Origin of the sequence: Lacticaseibacillus songhuajiangensis (genome assembly GCF_003946025.1) — a bacterium.
GTDB classification, from domain to species: domain Bacteria; phylum Bacillota; class Bacilli; order Lactobacillales; family Lactobacillaceae; genus Lacticaseibacillus; species Lacticaseibacillus songhuajiangensis.
Window position 1 is genome coordinate 1 of sequence record NZ_RHNR01000050.1, and the last position, 20,763, is coordinate 20,763.

Here is a 20,763-nt window from a genome sequence, read left to right on the forward strand (position 1 = left end):
CGCTGGCAGATTTGCCGCAAACCCGGCGTCAAATCCGCGCTCCTGAGATAATCTGCGGTGTACACCCGGCAAAATCAGCCGGGCATACACTGCAGATTATCTTGTCGCCCGACTCCGTTCCCTCCGCTCCGCCCAAGCACACTCACGCCTCCGTGGCCGACACGTTACTAAGTAGGAAATACGGTACATACACATTGGTCGTGCGATGACTGTCTCCGGTACTTAGAAAGGCTATGACTTCAGTATTCACCATGTTTAGGAAGACAGATGAACTGCACATTGTGACAGCCTTTCTCGATTGCGTGTTCGTCTGCGTTTGGCGCTCCGACTCATGTAGTCTGAACCTTTTCCTACTGGAGTATTGTTGTAGCACTTAGTGACTGGGGCGGCTTGGTGGAGTGAACGCAGGTAGGTGGCGCGCAAAGAGCACGAATAGCCCACACAACCGGCGAAGGCCGTTTTGTGTGGGCTATTCGTGCTCGGGGTAAATCTTTTTGACGTGGGCTTCGGCAAAAAGTTTAGCGGTAGCCTGGTTTACCAGGCGAGAGCGACCCCGCGCCACCTACCTGCGGTTACGTAACCAAGCCGCCCCAGTCCCGACCGTCGGTCGGAGCATTATTTTCAATTTTTGCATCCTTACGGATGAAAGTTTCATGACTTACACTGACGGACAGTATTAATTCTGCGCGTCCTTCAGTTCAGCGATGCGGTCCTGCGCTGCGGTCTGTTCGGCCACAAAGCTGGCCCGTTTTTGCTTCTGCTCGTCGATGACAGCTTCAGGCGCCTTGCTCAGGAAACCAGGGTTACCCAACTTCTTGTCAATGCGGGTGATTTCGCCATCAAGCTTCTTGAGGTTCTTCTCCAGTTTGGCAATTTCCGCATCGAAGTCGATCAGTTCTGCCAGTGGTACGTAAACCGTTGCACCCGCCATCACGGCAGAAGCGGCAGTCTTGATGTCACCAACGGCTTCACCCGACTTCTTAATAGTCAAGGTCTGGGTGTGCAGGAAGCGGTCCAACACGGCCCGGTTGGCGGTGAAGGCTTCTTCGAGACTGTCATCATTGAGCGAGATAATCACGTTGATTGGCGTACTCAGTGGTGCGTTCACCTCGTTACGAATGTTCCGCACCGCACGAATGAGTTCCAGCACGTGGGTCATTTCAACGCTGGCAGCGTCGTTGTCGAATTCGGCGTGCACTTCTGGGTAACTTGCAGTCACGATAGACTTGCCGTTGTGTGGCAATGCCAACCAGAGCTTTTCGGTTACAAATGGCATGATTGGGTGCAGCAGACGCAGAATCTGGTCGAGCACGTAGTACAAGTTGACGCGCTTAGCGGCCTTCTTCGTCTCGTCATCGCCGGTAAGGGTTTCCTTACTCATTTCGATGTACCAGTCAGCGAATTCGCCCCAGATGAAGTTGTACAGGTCACGGCCCGCTTCACCAAATTCAAACTTATCGAACTTGGCGGTTACGGAAGCCACGGTCTTGTTCAATTCGGCGAAAATCCACTTGTCCGCCAGATCAAAGCTGGCAACATCAGGTTTACTGTCAGCCTTGGTGTCGCCCAAGTTCATCATCACATAACGGGAAACATTCCAAATTTTGTTAATGAAATTCCATGCAGAGTCAAGCTGCGTGTAGCTGAAACGCGCATCCTGACCAGGGGTTGTCCCATTAGCGAGGAACCAGCGCAGTGCGTCAGTCCCGTACTTATCGATGACGTCAATCGGGTCAATCCCGTTGCCGAGCGACTTACTCATCTTGCGGCCTTGTTCATCACGCATCAAGCCGTGGATAAGAACGTGTTCAAATGGGCGCTGCTTAGTAAAGTGCAAACCTTGGAACATCATGCGGGCAACCCAGAACGGAATGATGTCGTAACCGGTAACCAAAGTGTTGGTTGGGTAGTAACGCTTGTAGTCTTCAGCATTCTCATCAGGCCAGCCCAAAGTGGAGAATGGCCACAAAGCGGAGCTGAACCAGGTGTCCAGCACGTCTTCGTCCTGTTCCCAGTTTTCAGCATCCTTAGGTGCTTCCATGCCGACGTACATTTCGCCAGTTTTCTTGTTGTACCAAGCAGGAATCTGGTGACCCCACCAGAGCTGACGGGAGATAACCCAGTCGTGAATGTTTTCCATCCAGTTAGTCAGGGTGTGTTCGAAACGGTCAGGCACAAAGTCAACCTTGTTGTCCGTCTTCTGGTTATCAAGCAGCTTCTTGGCCAGCGGTGCCATCTTCACGAACCACTGGGTGGAAAGCCGAGCTTCAACCTGGACCCCGGTGCGTTCGGAGTGACCAACGGAGTGGACGATTGGCTGAATTTTGATCAAGTCGCCAGATGCCTGCAAGTCCTTAACCAGGGCCTTACGGCATTCGAAACGATCCATGCCAGCGTACTTACCGGCAACTTCATTCATCGTGCCATCGTCGTTCATGCAGTTGATGCGTGGCAAGTCGTGACGCAGGCCAACCTGGAAGTCATTAGGGTCGTGGGCAGGCGTAATCTTAACAGCACCAGTCCCAAAGTCCATGTCGGCGTGTTCGTCGGCGATAATTGGGATGTTGCGACCAACACCAGGAATAGTGACTTCCTTGCCAATCATGTCCTTGTAACGCGGGTCCTTGCGGTTAACCGCAACGGCCGTGTCACCGAACATGGTTTCCGGACGCGTCGTGGCGATGTGAATGCCGCCTTCAGTGCCGTCTGCAAATGGGTAAATCAGGTGGTAGAAGGCCCCTTCGTCGTCCTTGTGAATGACTTCGATGTCAGACAACGCGGTCCGCGCCTGGGGGTCCCAGTTAACGATGTATTCACCGCGGTAGATGAGCCCTTCATTGTACAGTTGCACAAACACGGTCCGCACGGCCTTGTTCAGGCCGGCATCCAGCGTGAAGCGTTCGCGGTCGTAGTCCAAAGACAGACCCATTTTGCCCCACTGCTTGCGGATGATCTTGCTGAATTCATCCTTCCATTCCCAAACCTTGTCCACGAACTTTTCGCGGCCCAGGTCGTAACGGGTAATGCCCTCTTCGCGCAGCTTAGCTTCAACCTTCGCCTGCGTGGCAATGCCGGCGTGGTCCATCCCCGGCAGGTACAAGGTATCAAAGCCCTGCATCCGCTTCTGCCGGATAATCATGTCCTGGAGTGTGGTGTCCCAGGCGTGCCCCATGTGCAACTTACCGGTCACGTTTGGTGGTGGAATAACGATGGTGTAAGGCTTAGCTTTCTTATCGCCACTTGGTTTGAAGACCCCTTCGTCGACCCATTCCTGGTAACGGCCGGTTTCGACAGATTTAGGATCGTACTTTGGTGCTAGTTCTGATTCTGTCATGCAATTTCACCCCTATATGTTTTCGAGAACAAAAAAACTCGCCCTATGTAATAGGACGAGTTTGCTCGTGGTGCCACCTAATTTGAAGTTGCGTCCAAAAGACACCACTTCCACTTAAAAAGGATAACGGCGGATGCCGGCTGTCCCTACTTGTCATTCAGGACGGCACTCACAAGCTACAATCACCGCGCCGTGCAGGGCTTCCATCAACCGCCCCGTTTCTGTCTCACCGCACGCGCTGACCCTCTTGTTCAACGTATTGGCTAAAGTATAGCTGATAGCTTTGCGCCGGTCAATTAGAGTTTAGCATTAGTTTGCTTGGGCATCAGCACCCACAACCTGACCTTCAACCGTCAGGCGATTACGTCCAGCTTGCTTCGAGATATACAAGCTACGGTCCGCCCGCTCGTAAAAGTCTTCCAGGCTGACGTCCTCATTGCGCAGACTCGTAATCCCCATCGACAGCGTCAGTTTAATCTGCCGGCCTTCGTGTAGCACAATCATGTGCCGCACGTGGTCCACGACCTTTTCGCCAATTGCCTGCACCTGCTCTGCTGACAAGTCGAGGAAAACAATGTTGAACTCCTCACCACCAGTCCGGTACAAACCAAAACGCGTGTCGCACTCTGCCTCCAGCAGCGCCTGCACCGCCTTGGTCACCTCAATGAGCACGGTGTTACCCGCCTGGTGGCCGTAAGTATCATTAATGCTCTTGAAATAGTCCAAGTCATACATCGCAAGTGTCATCGGCTGCATGTGGCGCCGGCTCAGCGTCATCTGCGTCATGATGTCGTCCTTAAAGGCAAAGTAACTGCCCGCGCCAGTCAGCGCATCCCGATTCACCTCGTTGACCAAGCGCGCATGCTCCAGCTCCTCCACACGGGCCTGTGACCAGTACATGACCGCAAACATGCTAATGGCAACCGACATCACGATGCTCGCGACGATGTTGCCCAGTGACAACTGCGTTTGCGTCAACCAGAAGGCGACCGCACTCCATATGGAAATACCGACGTTGAAACTGCTGACCTTGGCAATGACGCCGCGCTGCACCCACACCAATACCAGCATGAGCGCAATACTGACAATTGAAACCAGCGAGAACACATCGTGCAAGTTAACGCTGAAAGTCCAAAATGCGAGCACCATGGCCGTCCGCACGCCGAATTCCCACGGATTGACCTGCGTATCAATCATCGGAATGATCAACATGTACAATGCCCAGTTTAAGTAACCTGCAGAGTTTGCTGGATCTAGCCAAGCGGCCAGCATGGCGAACAAAACTAAAACAGCCACAAAAGCAGTCAACATACTGGCAGTCCAGATTCGCTGGCACCGACGTGTTTTATAATGCCGCGACCACATGAAACTGCGCAGTCGGTGGTAGGAGACCACAAAGCCCGAGATGAAGAACATTGCGATGACCACTTGGATAAACCAATTACTCCAACTAAACACTTTGTGCTCCCCCCTTTCGTACAAAGTATCGCTATTCACGTTATTTTGAGAATACTGCTGTTACAATGATAATACTTGCTTTACTATATTCCTAGTAGATTTTATAAAGTAATGCATACGGGTTCTAAATGAAATTTTGGCCAACTATATTTCGTTATTCAGATGGCTTGAGTCGCACACTGGCATGCACATTGGGGAGACAAAATGAAGAACAAGTTAATTGTCGGCACTGCCATCGTCATTGGGATTGCGGGTACCCTGACGGCGGGTCTGCTGGCGCGTTTTCACGGGGACGCAAACACTATTAACCAATCACGAACGTTCCGCACGAGCATTGCAACGCCTGTTGAAACGCTCGACTCGCAAACTTTCACGTCAATCACCGCGAGCAGCCTGATTACCAACCTGAACGTCGGCCTCTACTCGGCCACGACATCAGGGGGAACCACACCAGAGATTGCCAAAAATAATCCAACTGTCACTAATAAGGGGCTCAAGTACATTTTCCAACTCAACCACTACAAATGGAGCGATGGCAGTCCCGTCACGGCAACTGATTTTGTTTATGCCTGGCGCCGACTCGCGAACCCGCGCACGCAATCCCGTAACGCAGCACGCATCGACATCATTAGGAACGGTTTCGAAGTGCGTAGCGGCACCCGGCCCGCAAAAGATCTAGGTGTTCAGGCGCTCGGCAAGTACCGCCTCGCCGTTGAACTCAGCGCGCCAGATCCCTACTTGCGCCAAGATCTCGCTGGGACCGTCTTTTTACCCCTAAAGCAGTCCTTTGTGGAACGACTGGGCAATCAGTACGGCAGCTCAGCGGCCAATACCCTCGTCGACGGTCCCTTCACCATTAGCCACTGGTCCGGCCCACGGGACAAATACTGGACACTCAGTCGGAATCCCAATTACCCGCGCAAAGACGAAATTAGTCTGCGTAAGGTTGATTACGCTGTGCTGCAACCGCAGCAGGCCATTAATGAATTCAAGGCGGGCAAACTCGATTATTGCGAGCTCCAGCCCGCAGCAAAAAAGCAGTTTAGTGGCAACCGGCAGCTCCATTCTGTCCGCACCACGACCGCTAACTACCTGTTTTTCAACACCCGCAATGGCGCAACTGCTAATGTCCATCTGCGGCGCGCCATCGCCACCGGTTTTGATAAGCATATGCTGACTCGCGGCGTACTCGATGACGGCTCCCGTGAACTGGATGGCTTGATTCCAGCCGGCTTAGTGAACGACGCCAGCGGCAAGGATTACCGCACAGATGCCGGCGAACTGCTCACCTACAATCAAAACACTGCCGCTAAAGAGTGGCGCATCGCCCAGCAAGAAATTGGTGAGCGCAACATCCGCCTCACCCTCAACATTGCGGACAACGAGGTCGCCAGGACAACCGCTAACTACCTCAAAAACCAGTTGCAGCACAACTTACCTGGTCTGCGCGTCAACGTCATCGTAACGACCCTTGCCAAACGTAACCAGTTGGAACAAGCAGGTAAATTCAGCGTTGTTCTGGGTAGCTGGACACCAGCAGGTTCCAACCCGGCCTCCGCACTGAAGTTCTACCAGTCCGACAACGTGCAGAACATCGCCGGCTACAGCAGTCAGAAGTACGACGTCCTCTACAGTAAAATTACTGTAGACTACGTCAACAACAGCAACAAGCGTTGGGCAGCCATCAAAAAGGCCGAGCAATTGATTATTGGTCAGGACGTTCCGGTCGTGAGCGTGATGCAATCCGGGAAGTCTTACCTGCTCAGCAACCACATCAAGTCTCTGCACCTCATGCCCAATGGCGACATTGACCTCTCCAACGTTAAGCCTTGACGCTGTCCGTCAACGTGAGCGTTGAAACTTTCAACCAAATCATCCGCAAGGATGAAAAATAGTGGTTAGACCGAAGGTCGGAACTGGGCCGGATTTGCTACGCGCCCGGGCAGGGTGTGCGCGGGACCGTTCCAGCCGGCTCCGCCGTCTTCCACTGGGAAGTTTGCCGCAAAACCCGCGTCAAACTTCCGCTCCTAGCAAAAATAGCTGCGTACATTTTGCACAAAGTACATGTGCAAAACATACACAGCTATTTTTGCGGTCGCGCACACCCTGCCCGTTCGCTCCGCCAATCCAGCCCAGTTCCGACGCGCATTCACATGACTATGGTGGTGAAAGTTTCAGGTCAAGCTGGCGGAAACACTAAACAAATGGACAAGTACTGGGAAATGTCGACGCGGGAATCAGGATGTCTGTTTACGGTGCGCACTGAATACCGTTATCGTGGCCTTTAATAGTACTGGAGGTAGTCGTCGTCCAGTTTTACGGCCTGTGTTTTGATCCGGCGTTTGAATGAGCGATCGCTCGGTATCTGTGGTATTCTCCACTCATTAACGTGTCGGCCACGGAGGTGGTGGTATGCTTGGGCGAAGCCAGTCGACCTCGCGCTTTAGCGCGTAGAGAGACGGACACCGAAGGGCACAGGGAACGGAGTCGGGCGAAAAGATGATTGTTTGGAGACAGGACGGCCGTTCTTGCCGTCGTGGCTGCATACAATCATCTCGGGAGCGCGGAGTTGACGCCGTTCTTGCGGCAACTCTGCCAGCGGAAGACCGCGACAGCGGGCTGAAGCGGTCCCCGCCCGACGGAGTTCCCGGAGCGCAGCCCAAGCGCACCACCACCGGAGTTGCCGACCCACCGCCTTGCGGCGGTATGAAAACAGTTTGAAGTGCAGGTCGCGCCCCTGCGGGCACAGACTTACGCTGACGGACAGTAAAAACGGGCCACCCGCGATTGGGTAGCCCGTTTTGCATGCTTACAGGAGATCGGCGATGATGTCTTGGTCCTGGTTCAAGAATTCCTGACCCGGACGAATCTGCGTTACTTGCAAACCAGCCATGGATTCGGCCATGAGTCCTTCCACGTCAATCTTGGTTTCGTAGTAGCGCGCCTTGTCGATCTTCGGCTGCGTCTTAGGTGATGGTGGCGCAAAGATTGTGCAACAGTCTTCAAATGGCATGATAGAAAGCTCGTAGGTGTCAATCTTCTCGGCCAAGGCAATAATTTCCGTCTTGTCCATCGTGGCCACCGGCCGCACGATTGGCATCACGGTCACGTCGTTGATGGCAGCCATAGAGGCCAACGTCTGACTGGCCACTTGACCAACAGATTCGCCGTTGAAGATGGCCATATCGCCATTTTGCTTGGCAATGGCTTCAGTCAAGCGCAACATCAGCCGGCGCTGAATCGTCATCAGGTAACCTTCTGGCACCTTCGCCTTGATTTCTTCCTGAATGTGGGCAAAAGGTACCGCGATGAACTTGATGCTGCCACCGTATGGCGTCAACTTAGCAGTCAGTTCCTTAGCCTTATTCAGGGCGTTGTCACTAGTGTATGGCGGGCTGAAGAAGTGGACCATTTCAATATCAACCCCGCGTTTGAGCGCCAGGTATGCCGCAACGGGTGAATCAATCCCGCCGCTCAGCATCATGGCCGCCTTGCTGGCAGTCCCGACTGGCAAACCACCGGCACCCTTAACGGTTTCGGTGGACAGGTAGATGGCTTCCCGACGCACTTCCACGCGTAAGGTCACGTCGGGGTGCTTCATTTTGACCACGAGGTCTGGCCGCTTTTCGTCGAAGAAGTCACCAAGGGCAAGGTTCATGCCGTTGGTGTCCAGTTCGAAGGTCTTATCACTGCGCTTAGTCTCAACCTTGAAGGATGCGCCTTGAGGTGCAGTTTCGTTCATGAGAGCCAAAGCGTTGTCGTATACGGCGTCCATGTTCTTTTCCACCTCGATACTTGGGGAGAAGGACTGGATGCCAAACACCTTGCTCAGCCGATCCATCACTGGCTGTGATGGCGTGCCATTGAGTTCAATGTGCAGACGGTCGCGCTTGGGGCGAATCCGCAGGTCGGGAAAGTCGTGCAAAGTCTTCACCACATTACCGTTCAGGCGGCCGATGAAAGCCTTGCGGTTGCGTCCCTTGGTGGAAAGTTCACCATAACGCACCATAATTTCAGAATATTGCAAATTTAATCTCCTTCGGTGTTTTTACTTACGCATCCGGTTAAAGCCGGCAAAGACCTTATCGAAGGCCTTCTCAAACTGCTTAGCCTCTTCCATGGTGTTGTCTTCATCCAGGCTAATCCGGAATGCAGATTCGGCGAGCTTGCTGTCAACGTTCATGGCCTTGAGCGTGCTGCTTTCATCGCCAGACCGGCTTGAGCACGCACTTGTCGTGGACATGTAGACACCCTCGTTTTCAAAAGCGTGGACGATGGTTTCGCCACGCACCCCACCAATGGACATGGTGAGGATGTGCGGGGCAAAATCTTTACCCAGCCCACTGAACATGTGCACATGATCAAACTGCTGCACGTGCTGCACGATTTCCTCACGAATGGCCTGCTGACGTGCAACTTTGGCGGCTTCGTCGTCAAAAGTCAGGCGCAAGGCTTTGGCCATGGCGGCAATACCCGGTGTGTTCTCGGTACCACTACGCCAGTCCTTTTCCTGGCCACCACCGGCGAGCAGTGGCGCAATCACACGGCCTTCCTTGGCGTAGATGAAGCCGGTACCGCGAGGCGCGTGGAACTTGTGCCCCGAGAAGGTCAAGAAATCGACACGCGGGTGCCGCAACATGTCGAGCACCCCCTTACCAGCTGCCTGGACGGCGTCAACGTGAAAGTGGACCGTCGGGTAATCTTCCAAAATATCGCCGATTTCGGCAATGGGCTGAATGCTCCCCACTTCGTTGTTCACTGCCATGACGGAGACCAGAATCGTGTCGTCACGCAATGCCGCCTTCACATCGGCTGGGTTCACAAAGCCGCGTTCGTCAACGGGAATGTAGGTCACGTCAAAACCCAGTTCTTCCAACTGCTTCATCGTGTTGCGAACGGCCGGATGCTCAATGGTAGTCGTGATGAGGTGCTTGCCGAACTTGCGCTTGGCCATCGCAGTCCCCTTGATAATCCAGTTATCACCCTCGGTCCCGCAGCTGGTGAAGTAAATTTCATTTTGCTTGGCCCGAATCAACTGGGCAATCTGACCCCGCGACTGTTCAACCACGGCCCGCGCGCGGTCACCCAGGTTGTGCAAGGAACTTGGGTTTCCGAAGAAGTCCTCCGCAACCGTCCGGTAAGTGTCGAGAACGCTCGGCAGTGGCCGGGTTGTGGCGCTGTTATCAAAATAAATCATTGTTATCGTCCTTCCGAAAAATAAGTAAGCTGTTAGCATTATATGCAAAAAATGCCGTCACGTCTAGGCCTCCAGCTGTGTAAGCGCCGCGCGCAGTCGCACGACATTAATTTCGTTGTGTGTGCTGCACGCTCGGCCATCTTTTTCAACCGCCAAAGGCAAAAGGAAAACCCCACATCCTGCGATGCGGGGTTTTCCCCTAGTCTTCTAAAATGGCTTTGCGCCCTTATCACTCAAGTAAGCATCTTCGGCCTTCTGGTAACTACCCGGAACGGCGGTTTCCAGTGCTGAGGCGATCGAGTCGGCGGCTTCCTTATAACGCATCTGACTGTACAAAGCCTTCGACTTAGTCTTGGCTTCGGTCAGCTCCGGATGCTTATCTTCGTGCCGGTTAGCCGCCTGCAGAAGCTGGGCAGTCATCCCCACTGCATCCACAATTTCGGTGGCCGACTGCTTGAGGTCATCCATATCCGACTGCAGGCCAATCAGCTGTTCCCCGATATCGTCCAGGTTAATTTTGACCTTACCCAGCTCTTCGTGAATAGTTTCGATTTCCTTCTTCACGTGAGCGGCCTGTTCGCGGAACGCCTCCGGCAGACCGGGCAACTGCATGTGATCAAGTTCACGCAAAATTGTCCGCAGATCGCGTGCAAAACCTTCCAGTGCTTCATTGGCGGATTGCTCGCCAGCCTTAAGGCCCGAGACGCGCTGGTTAATATCGTGCTGCTGCTGCTCAATTTCACGCAGGCGTTTTTCAGCGTGGGCAAAGTGCGCGGCAATCTGGCTGTAAACCGGCTTGCGGTCCGCAAGTGCCTGCAAATCTGCTTCGTGCTGCTGATTCAGTTCGTTTAGTTCGAGCCGTAATTTTTCGGCCGTTTCGATTTCATCGTGCGTCAGTTTGTAGGATTGGTTGAGGTGGTCGAGCTCGGCAATCAGCAGGTGATTCTGCCGCAGTGCGTGCGCGATGAATTGGGTGACGTGTTCATCCTTACCTGCAACCTGCTCGCGCGCATCCAGTTCAGTCTGCATCACGTCGTACAGCTTGTCGATGCTGGTGGCCAGTTCCTTATTCTGCTTAGCCGCAGCTTCAACGTTTAAGCCGGCAAGGGCGGTTTTACTATTACTGATGCCCACTTTGATTTTACGCAGCTCCGCGTCGATATCGACATCGGCGAATTGGAAGTGCTGGGAACGCAACTGTTCACTCGCTGTGCTGAGTTCATCAAGCTGGTCTGGGAACTCCTTGATGAGTTCCGCGAGCAAGACGGGAATCTTGTCACTGAGGTCGGCAAGTTCGCCAACCGAAGCAGCGAGTTCTTGGATTTTGGTGTGCGCAGCTTGATGATCCCCGGTTGCACTCACAGCATCCACCGCGTCGAACTCGGCGCTCACCGCCTTGAGGCGTTCTTCAAGCGCGGGCATGCTGTCGCCGTACGCATAGTTCTTGGCGAGCAGTTTCTTGCGGGTCTCTTGATAAGTGGCGCGCAGTTTTTTGAGCTGCTTGCGATTATTTTCCTCATCTTGGTAAATCTGGGTCAAGGCCGCGTTGATTTGCTGGTAAGCCGCTGTAGTTTTGCTAATGAGTGCATCAATTTCCGCAATCTGCTCGCGAACGGTTCCAAAGCGCAGTTGACCATTTGCGCCCTCGGTTTCCATGAGCATGGTTTCAATCTTTGCGCCGTCGCTTTCCGCCAGCTGCTGGTACTCACGCTGATGACGAGTGAACGCCTTTAAACTCGCGCCATTCAGGTGCAAGCCCTTCATGGCGCGAATCTGCTTTTCAATCTCATCACTGCCCATGTCGCTGCTGCGCGCGTCCAGATTGCTCAGTTTATTGTTGAAATAACGCTGAGCACCCCAAACACCGCCAAGCACAAGCACAACGATTACTATCAGTCCAATTACCATCCACAGCATTCAAACGCACCTCTTAATCAATATCCCAGCATTGCAAAATGCAACTGCTACGACTAAAATACTTCCAAGCATTAAAGCTGCCGCGTGCCATCCGCGGATGCGCAAAAATGTGCGCAAATGTCGCGAGCTGGGTGCACGGCTACTAAATACTTCTCAGTGTCCAGTATCGCAAAAAAAACGGCTAGTGGAAACACTTTTTTTAATTAGTTTGTGAAAGTTACTACTTATATTTTAGAAAGCAGGTATTCAGGTGCCAAAATTGGATGAAATCGTCGTCGATCAAGTCACAGCCCTTCTGGAAGGCGAAACAAACGCTGTCACCATGTTGGCCAATGCCAGCGCATTACTCAGCGATGCCATCGCAGACAATAACTGGTGTGGCTTCTACCTATTGAACAAGCAAAGCGGTGAACTCGACTTAGGCCCATTCCAGGGGAAGGTGGCGTGCATGCACATCAAACCAGGCACTGGTGTCGTCGGTACCAGTTTTGCTCAGGGCGAATCCCTACTCGTGCCCAACGTGCACGAATTCCCCGGTCACATTGCTTGCGACTCCGCCAGCAACGCCGAACTTGTGGCGCCCGTTTACCTGAATGGTGAGCTCAGTGCGATTCTCGACATCGACTCGCCAACGCTTAATCGTTTCAGCGCGGAGGACCAGCAGATTGTGCAGGCCTTCGCAAAAGCACTCGGCAAAAAGCTTGACGCGGCGGGCATTTCTGCGTTAAGCTAGTCAGCGTGTAAAATATTGCAGCTGCGAGCGGCATGGTCGGCTCCAGTTAAGCCCACTACGGTGGATGCGCAGTAACCTTGCTGCAAAGGCGAACCGAAGCTTAACTGCCCGTGTGCTAAACTCGCGATCGTATATTTTACTCCAATAAAAATTTTTGGAGGATTTACTCTTATGTCACGTTACACTGGCCCAAGTTGGAAAGTTTCCCGCCGTCTTGGCATTTCTCTTTCCGGTACTGGTAAGGAACTTGCTCGTCGCCCATACGCACCTGGTGACCACGGTCCTAACAGCCGTCGGAAGATTTCCGAATACGGTACACAGCTCGCTGAAAAGCAAAAGCTTCGTTTCATGTACGGTTTGACGGAGCGTCAGTTCCGTAACCTCTTCGTTCGTGCCGGTAAGATTACCGAAGGCACCCACGGTGAAAACCTCATGATCCTGCTCGAACAGCGCCTTGACAACATGGTTTACCGTCTTGGCTTTGCAACGACCCGCCGTCAGGCTCGTCAGCTTGTAAACCACGGTCACATCACCGTTGATGGCAAGCGCGTTGATATTCCTTCTTACGAAGTTAAGCCTGGTCAGGTTATCTCTCTGCGTGAGCGTTCCCTGAACCTCGTTATCGTTAACGCTGCTCTTGAAGCAACCGTTAGCCGTCCTTCCTACGTCGAATACGACGAAAACAAGAAGGCTGGTTCCCTCGTTCGTCTGCCACAGCGCGATGAACTCGAACCAGAAATCGACGAAGCCCTCGTTGTTGAATACTACAACCAGATGCTGTAATATTCAGCTCCACAAACGTTGTGACCGCAACGTTTATCGGACTTCTACTGTTGCAGATTGTTGCAGTATTTACAACTCGGATAGTAAGTCCATTGCACGCCCATTCTGGGCGTGTTTTTTTTCGGGCATTAACGAGATGTAATAGTCCTGTGTGATACTCAAGCTCGCGTGCCCTAGATGCTCCGAAACATAGGCCAAATCAATATCTTGGCTGAATAAAAATGAAGCGAACGTGTCGCGCAAACCATGGAAAGTCGTATGACTGACTTTTGCCTCTTTCAATAGCGGCTCCAATCGTAGCGCAACCCGGAATCCGTATGTCTCAAAGATGTAGCCGTCAGCCTTTGGTTTGACCTGCTTGAGGAGATCATATAGCTCACGAGGCAATGATACCGTTCGATACGCCTTTTTGGTCTTCAAGGTAGTATCGTTCTTCACCCAAGGACTTCGCTGCTGGTTAACGTGAATGCCACAGTCACCTTGCTCGTCATATAATGCTTCCGGCCGTAACCCCAGGCACTCGCCCCGGCGTAGTCCGGTCAGCAACGCCACCAACACCATGACGCAGAACTCGTCCTCGGCGGCATGTTCAAAGCAGTATTGCTTCAACGTCTTCATATCGGTGATCGATAGCGGCACGTTCCGTTTCTCTGACGCCTTCCCGTGTGCCTTGATCAGACTGGAAATGTCATTGACCAACAACCCATGCGCGAAAGCGTATTTGAGCATGGAACGCAGCGGTCGAATCATATCACTCACCGTCTTCTGCGCGTGGGTCTTCCCGTACTCATCGAGCATTGTCTGCAAGTAAGTATCGGTCACATCGCACAGCCTTACCTCCTCAAATAGCTTGCGGAAGGTCTTGCCAGTCCGGTGATATGACAGGTAAGACGTTTCCTTCAACTCTCCTTTCTTCGCAAATTCAAGCCAGTAGTCGTAGTAATCCATCATCGGCGTTTGACGATCAACTAAGTCCACGCCGCCAGCCTTCTTCATTTCCAGCGTATGCGCCCAGATTTGGGCGTCTTGCTTATTCGAAAACGACTTTGATAGTCGATAGGTCTTTCCTTTCTTCGTGAATGCGACTTGCGTCAAAATACTTTTACCACGTTTCATAAATGAAGCCATACTCGTTTACCTCCTAAATAAACTAAGCTGGCCCCGTAAATACTTAGGTCCAGCTTAGCATCCAATTTGTCTGAACGACAACACCAACTTAATCGACCAGGTGCTCACGCACGAAACTGGTCAATTCTTCGATGGTGAAGCGAGCCTGCTTGCCGATCATGAAACACCGGAAGTCGCGGTGCCGTCGAAAGACTTTGTCAAACGTGACTGGATCAACGCCGAGAAAGTCTGCGGCCTGTTGTCTGTTCAGCAAATACGGGAGTTGCATAGCATTTGGATATTCCATTTCAATCTCACTCCTTCTACGAATAGAGTTTGTGTGAGATAATCAAATCAGATAGGACCCATATCTTATCTGTGAAGGGTGACTACTTGCTTTGGTCGGCGTGGTCATCCTTTTTTGATTGCTCACTTTCGGGTGTCATTTCTTCAAACAGGCCATTTTCAAGTTGATCTGCGCCAACTGTGTACTGCTCAATGATTTGTCGGTGTTTGTCTGTCAAGATTGCCCCGCGAATCGATTGCATCGTTTTCTGGTTACCCCAGTACGCGTCAATCTCGTGGAGCACCCGCTCCATCGGTGCAACTTGCTTATCGATCCACGCCCGCGTGCGGTTGAGATCGAGCGGTTCTGGGGCAGTGGTCAAGCGCAGCGGCTGGCGATCATGACCGACAAAGCGTTGCCAATTCTTGTTGAGCGGCCAATCCAGTCGTGGCTTGCCTTTTTGAGCATCAACAAATCGCAGGTAGCGCTTGATAATGCCAAATATCGTGCGTTCTTCATCACGATAGCAAAGGAGATCATCAACAGCCTTTTCCGCTCGAGTGTTCTTTAAGCGAATTTCAAAACGGTTATAGATGTTCGTGGTTAAACCTTTCTTGTGCTGTTCGGGGCCTTTCTCGTAAAGGCAAAAGTAAAGCTCGCTTTTAGTTGAACCAATGTATAATGTCGTGCCAGTCTCATCATCAAATTCTTCATCGTCATCATGATAGATGTGGCCGGACACCGTGCCTTGGTATTCACGCATAACGGTGATGCACTCGTTGGCCTGAATCTTCTGAATCAGGTTTGGAATATCCAGCATATTGACCATATCGTTAACGGCTAAATCCAGCCGTTTCATCACACCTTTCATATCCAGGCACTGATTAAGAAAGTCATACCAAGTTTCGCCACGCCCTAGCAGAATGCTTTCCATTTGGCGACAACCTTGCCCACGTAGTTCTACCAGCGTCCCCAGCTCCTTATGGCCCGAATCAGAGCCGTAGACTTTGATCTGGCCCAGCGAGCGGGTGAATTGATAACCGAACGCTGCGCGATCTTCTGACAGAATGCAATCCGTTTGCAAACGTAAGGTGTCATCGACGATTTTGTCTATATCCTGTGTTGGAAACCGAATCCGCACATAGTCAATCAGCAGTTGCAGTTCCGGCTCATCTGTCCAATTATTGAGCGTCTTGTCAATATACATTTGTAGGCCGCTACTACACGCTTCACCATTTTCGATGCGACTCAGGTGGCGTTGTGTAATGCCAAGCCGGTGACATAGCTGTACCTGCGTTAGATTCAATTCTTTGCGGCGCTTTCGAACTGAATCACTCCAGTAACCCAAATTGTTTACCTCCTAATCTTGTTGCCAACGGACATCAACTTGAATTGTCCAGTCGGTAACTTCGGTGCTGTACCAACGTTTCTACCGGGAAATCAGGTAGATAGGTGTCATTTACGACCCCCCTGTTAGTACATGGGGGTCTAGGCGGCCGGCTACGCCGACCGCCGCCGCTCACGCTTGCGGCTTTCGCGCTGCACGCCGCGCGTGGCGGCGCGGCTTCCTCCTTTCATCACTAATCGTATTATCCATCTATACGTTACTGCAATGATACCAAGGCTCTCAACCGATTTCCTTAGCTTTTTCATAGCTACAAAACTTCCAATTATAGTTGCTGAACTTGGCACTAAATTGATTATCTGGTAACCTGATGATGAGGTGATCAACATGACAGAAATACAATACTTTGGTCCAAATCTAAAACGGCTTCGTCTTCAAAGCGGGTTATCGCAGGCAGAACTTGGCGCCGCTTTAGATACGCCAGTCAATGGACAGGCTATTTCAAACTGGGAGCGCGAGATGAATCATCCCACTTATGAGAACTTGATTGGTATCGCTAAGTTCTTCAACGTCATGCCATCAGAGCTACTGCGGACAGAAAAAGAAGCCGCGGTTGGAGAAACCACGGCCGTTCTTGATCGAATCGACGAGTATATGCCAAAGGTTGCCGAGATTCGCAGAGTGATGCACATGATGGGTGATTTCTCACCACGACAACTAGACGGACTAGCTGAGCAACTCAACGAGATTATGCACTACTTCCGCCCTTACACACCGGTTGATGAAGACGGCGTGCCAGATACAGATCAGAATGGTCGAACAATTACGAAGCAATCCAAGTATCGAGATTTGCCGATTAAAGAAATTCATCAAGCATACCAAGAGTTAAAGGCTATCCAGTCATACCAGGTGGATAAGCTAAATCTGAATTGAGAAATCTACACCTAAAACAATACCTGGCACGACTTTACGCTGAAACTGGCGTAGCAGGTCGTGCCGGGTATTGTCGTTATTCTGGTTGTGTAACGGTGTCACGGGCACAGACTCAACGAAAGAATGAACTTGACGCCGAAGATAACGGTGTTATCATAAGTTTTGGGTAACGACGTTATCTTAGATTGGAGGAACACACCATGACTCACCATGCAGATACCACAAGGAACCAAATCATCAAAGAAACCATCAAGCAAATCAGCGAAAATGGCTACGAAAACATTTCGCTTAGACAACTTGCTAGCAATGTCGGACTAACTACAGGCGCATTCTATAAGAATTTCAGTAGCAAAGAAGCATTGTTCGGAGAAGTCACCTCAATTCTTTCAAACAAGCTATCAGCTGAACTTGCGGCACACTTGGATTTAAAGTCATCGCCACAATCACAACTGTTAAATATGGCGGATCAGCTGACACAAAAGTTTCAGTCTGACGCAAACGCGATGAACTTCTTGTTCTTCAATCCCACCGCGGCCAAATTACTTAACGATCCTGGCACGGCAGAGAACTTTGACTTCTATCGTCTCGTAACCTCTATCATCAATCAGTTAAAACCTGCCTCGCCAAAAATCGATTCAAGGGCATTATTTATCCAGATTTGGTCGTTCATCCAAGGATACGGACTATTGATTGTCAATCACGTCACCACTTATGATCCTGTTCTAGTCGCCTCGACACTAGCTGAATTTCTGAAAGCGTGAAGAAAATGACAGACACTCTGATTATTTATTGTCACCCATATGCAAAAAGCTTTAATCATGCTATTTTGTCCGCAGTGGTTCAAAGTCTACGGGATTCCGAGTCTAGTTATCGTGTATTAGATTTGTATGCAGACCACTTTAACCCGGCGTATGACGAACACGAGCTAGCGCTGTATGCCTCTGGCGCCACTTCGGATTCACTAGTCACTGATTATCTCTCCGTCCTTAAATCCGCAGAGAGGATGGTCATTATCACTCCTATTTGGTGGAACGACATTCCGGCAATGCTGAAAGGTTTCTTTGATAAGGTCATGAAACGCGGACCCGAATTTGCGTATACACCGACTCGTCGCGGGATCGCGGGAAACTTGGGAAATATACAATCAACACTGATTCTGACGACCTCCACTTCGCCGACTTTTTTTCTTCGCCTATTCTGCGGAGACGCGATTCAGCGTGTCATGATTGGTGGCACACTGAAGCAGTTAGGAATTAAGCATGTCAAATGGCACAATCTTGGCGGCATCACCTCCTCAACTTCTGACCAACGCGCTGCGCACCTTTCAAAAATTGAGGGCTGGGTTAAAATGATGCGCTAAAACAGGGCAAGCAGCCTTGTATTTACTGGCCCTGTTGTTTGGCAGTCAAGGTAGGCAAATGTCCGGGTGACTATCTGCATGTACCGGGGTCTGATTCATAATTCCTGCGCCTCAAAAACGTGGGCAAATGTGTGGGCAAAAATTGAGATTATTTGCCAAGCATTGCGTAACCCGAGCCGCCGCTACATTTCACAGAGTAATACAAGTGAGAATTTGATACGACTGCACATGAGTATTCAAAAAGCCCGAATTAACGGGCCTTTCTGCTAATTTACATTCAGAATTGTCAGAGGTTCCATACCCACCTGCGTCGCATTGCCGATCAGCCTTGGTTCAATTATGCCCACAACACCTGCATTATTGACCTATAAATTGCGTATGGCTCGTCTTGCGGGAACAAATCAATGTCGTTTTGTAAATCTGACGATTCAGCTCCAAGAAGTGCCTTGCTAACAATTTGTACTTCTATTTCCTGACTTTGGGTGAACTCTAAGAGCAAATTTAAGTCATGCATAGTCCGCTTTGATCCACTAATGATCTGAATGAGTTGCTCAATAAAGAACAAATGTTTATCCTGGTCTCCCTGTATCTTCAATTGCTTGTGTATGTTAACCGCGAGTTGCAACATCCTATTATCTGACATTTCTTTGTACTCCATTAACAGATTAAGACAATAATACTCTGTTTGAAGTCTCTGTCTTTCACTAATTAATTCATCAGGATGTTCCCGAAACCAATTTAAAATTAGTTTCGGAGAAAAATCGGGTATTTTCGATAAATGAATATTCCCATCAATCATCGTGTATGGATTCACAACGATTAAATCTGTCGATTCTTCGTCAGGCCCAGCCAACATCTTTAACTTCTGTTCAACCCGTTTATCAAATAGCGTGCTGACAAAATCATTAACAACAATTATTGCGTGATCATGATTTCCGATTGAAAGCATCAAGCGTTCAATTTTTTGATTAGTGTCTCGATTCCGATATAACGAAAAAAGTGCTTCGAGTGTCTGAATATCGTCATCGCTCATTTCTTGAACATCATAAAAGTCCACGCCAAGCATCTTTCCTGCTTCTTTTTTGATTTCAAGAACATTCAGCCGATTGGAAATTTCTTCAATTTTAGAGGTGCGATTTTCAGGAATATAGCTGGATAAGTCAATAATATTCTGGTTTACAATTAAAATTGGGGTTTTTAGCAAGCTTAAAAATGCTTCAGTATTTTCAATCTCATGCTCAAGCGTCGCAGCAACATGTAAATAAATTTTTCCAGAAAAAAGTTGACTACCCACTCCCTGATTCTCTTGTTGTGGAACCAACATAATTCGAATCATCTGTTCATGACCAGTTCGAATTTCCGTAATCGGCGGCTTATGGAAACGTTTAGTCTCAACGATAACACCCGAAAATTGAGTTTGATTTGGAAAACGCATCTGAACTTTTCCGTGCTGAACAAATAACGTCATATTCTCGGGAAGAATCTCGCTAATGACCCACTCGACTCCTTCAGCATGACCATAGGCTAGTAACTCCCTGTTCTCTAATGCATCTGGCCCTGCCGAAAGTGCAGATTTCATCTGAAATGTCGGTATGGTAATTTTCTCAGGTTTCAATTTAACCGGATGGGTTAAGTTCTCTGAGTGGTCATGGCTAAGATCATAAGCAGCCTGGCGTAATACCCCAAGCTGCTCCTCAGAAGATTCCGGAAAATACGACAATTTTATTGGAGGATATTTCATTCCTGCTGTATTGTCGAGCAATCGTGTGATTCGATAGGGTGACAGTATCTTGTACAAAACGTGCGTCGCCTGTTTGCTACTAGGATTGATTGTTACCACAAACAATAACAATCCACCAAGCTGTCGATATTTTTCAATACTTGTCCTGGAAATCTTTCGAAAAGTTGGACGCTTACCGGAGAAAATCTTGCTGTTTGTACTCCCCTTAACCTGAACCGCAATAGTTTGCTCAAAATTTTCGATTGTCTGTTTCTGGTTCTTATAAAGAGAAACAGTTCCATCGGTAAGCGCACCATTATTATGAATAACCAAGTCAGCATCTATGCCAGTTATCCTTGGTAGGATTGCATCCAAATATCCCACTGATATTTGCTCAACTTGTTTCGCCTCTAATCCCATGCCATTCTCCCTAATAACTTTTCTTAGTGGCTGGTGAATTAGCCCTAACTTTCAGGCAAATCCGCGATAACTTTGTAATCAATCTTCACCGCAGTCTTATTCTTTTTGGCAGTAATCGAAATTGGTCTACTTAAAACTGCGAGAAGATTTTCCAAATTCGCCATGACCAC

Annotated in this window: 15 protein-coding genes and 1 other annotated feature; of the genes, 6 read left to right on the plus strand and 9 right to left on the minus strand. The window is 50.2% G+C overall.

Annotated features, from left to right (window positions below; all coding sequences use genetic code 11):
• Positions 1–676: 676 nt before the first annotated feature.
• Positions 677–3,334, minus strand: coding sequence for a valine--tRNA ligase (locus EKM97_RS10285; RefSeq protein WP_125572321.1), 2,658 nt, complete (start codon positions 3,332–3,334; stop codon positions 677–679).
• A 48-nt stretch (positions 3,335–3,382) separates the two neighbouring features.
• Positions 3,383–3,598: a binding site (T-box leader), on the minus strand.
• A gap of 45 nt (positions 3,599–3,643) precedes the next feature.
• Positions 3,644–4,792: a GGDEF domain-containing protein gene (locus EKM97_RS10290; RefSeq protein ID WP_125572322.1), complete on the minus strand. Its 1,149-nt coding sequence runs from the start codon at positions 4,790–4,792 to the stop codon at positions 3,644–3,646.
• A 204-nt stretch (positions 4,793–4,996) separates the two neighbouring features.
• Between EKM97_RS10290 and EKM97_RS10295 the strand changes: the two genes are divergently transcribed.
• Positions 4,997–6,625 (plus strand): peptide ABC transporter substrate-binding protein, encoded by a 1,629-nt coding sequence (locus EKM97_RS10295; protein WP_125572323.1) that lies wholly within the window; start codon positions 4,997–4,999, stop codon positions 6,623–6,625.
• Positions 6,626–7,601: 976 nt separating this feature from the next.
• On the opposite strand, the gene thiI is transcribed toward EKM97_RS10295, so the two are convergent.
• The 3 genes from thiI to EKM97_RS10310 all read right to left on the minus strand — a co-directional run bounded on the left by thiI (position 7,602) and on the right by EKM97_RS10310 (position 11,906).
• Complete coding sequence (thiI, locus tag EKM97_RS10300) at positions 7,602–8,819, minus strand: tRNA uracil 4-sulfurtransferase ThiI (protein ID WP_125572324.1); 1,218 nt, start codon at positions 8,817–8,819, stop codon at positions 7,602–7,604.
• A 21-nt stretch (positions 8,820–8,840) separates the two neighbouring features.
• On the minus strand, positions 8,841–9,989 hold the full coding sequence (locus EKM97_RS10305) for a cysteine desulfurase family protein (RefSeq protein ID WP_125572325.1): 1,149 nt from the start codon (positions 9,987–9,989) through the stop codon (positions 8,841–8,843).
• Between the two features lie 207 nt (positions 9,990–10,196).
• Entirely contained in the window at positions 10,197–11,906 is a 1,710-nt protein-coding gene (locus EKM97_RS10310; RefSeq protein ID WP_125572326.1) for a septation ring formation regulator EzrA, read from the minus strand.
• 250 nt (positions 11,907–12,156) lie between these two features.
• On the opposite strand from EKM97_RS10310, the gene EKM97_RS10315 reads away from it, so the two are divergent.
• Both EKM97_RS10315 and rpsD read left to right on the plus strand, forming a co-directional pair.
• Positions 12,157–12,639 carry a GAF domain-containing protein gene (locus tag EKM97_RS10315; RefSeq protein WP_164507527.1) on the plus strand — a complete coding sequence of 161 codons (483 nt, stop codon included), beginning with the start codon at positions 12,157–12,159 and terminating at the stop codon, positions 12,637–12,639.
• Between the two features lie 171 nt (positions 12,640–12,810).
• Positions 12,811–13,422, plus strand: coding sequence for a 30S ribosomal protein S4 (gene rpsD / locus EKM97_RS10320; RefSeq protein WP_125572327.1), 612 nt, complete (start codon positions 12,811–12,813; stop codon positions 13,420–13,422).
• Between the two features lie 69 nt (positions 13,423–13,491).
• Here the strand turns inward: rpsD and EKM97_RS10325 are convergent, their stop codons facing one another.
• The 3 genes from EKM97_RS10325 to EKM97_RS10335 all read right to left on the minus strand — a co-directional run bounded on the left by EKM97_RS10325 (position 13,492) and on the right by EKM97_RS10335 (position 16,163).
• Positions 13,492–14,550 (minus strand): tyrosine-type recombinase/integrase, encoded by a 1,059-nt coding sequence (locus EKM97_RS10325; RefSeq protein WP_125572328.1) that lies wholly within the window; start codon positions 14,548–14,550, stop codon positions 13,492–13,494.
• 88 nt (positions 14,551–14,638) lie between these two features.
• Entirely contained in the window at positions 14,639–14,836 is a 198-nt protein-coding gene (locus EKM97_RS10330) for a helix-turn-helix domain-containing protein (protein WP_225350180.1), read from the minus strand.
• An 82-nt stretch (positions 14,837–14,918) separates the two neighbouring features.
• Entirely contained in the window at positions 14,919–16,163 is a 1,245-nt protein-coding gene (locus EKM97_RS10335; protein ID WP_125572329.1) for a replication initiation factor domain-containing protein, read from the minus strand.
• Positions 16,164–16,547: 384 nt separating this feature from the next.
• Between EKM97_RS10335 and EKM97_RS10340 the strand changes: the two genes are divergently transcribed.
• The 3 genes from EKM97_RS10340 to EKM97_RS10350 all read left to right on the plus strand — a co-directional run bounded on the left by EKM97_RS10340 (position 16,548) and on the right by EKM97_RS10350 (position 18,453).
• Entirely contained in the window at positions 16,548–17,093 is a 546-nt protein-coding gene (locus tag EKM97_RS10340; RefSeq protein ID WP_125572330.1) for a helix-turn-helix domain-containing protein, read from the plus strand.
• Between the two features lie 200 nt (positions 17,094–17,293).
• Positions 17,294–17,854 (plus strand): TetR/AcrR family transcriptional regulator, encoded by a 561-nt coding sequence (locus tag EKM97_RS10345; protein WP_125572331.1) that lies wholly within the window; start codon positions 17,294–17,296, stop codon positions 17,852–17,854.
• 5 nt (positions 17,855–17,859) lie between these two features.
• Positions 17,860–18,453 carry an NAD(P)H-dependent oxidoreductase gene (locus EKM97_RS10350; RefSeq protein WP_125572334.1) on the plus strand — a complete coding sequence of 198 codons (594 nt, stop codon included), beginning with the start codon at positions 17,860–17,862 and terminating at the stop codon, positions 18,451–18,453.
• A gap of 337 nt (positions 18,454–18,790) precedes the next feature.
• Here EKM97_RS10350 and EKM97_RS10355 read toward each other — a convergent pair whose 3' ends face one another.
• Complete coding sequence (locus EKM97_RS10355) at positions 18,791–20,593, minus strand: hypothetical protein (RefSeq protein ID WP_125572332.1); 1,803 nt, start codon at positions 20,591–20,593, stop codon at positions 18,791–18,793.
• Between the last annotated feature and the right edge of the window lie 170 nt (positions 20,594–20,763).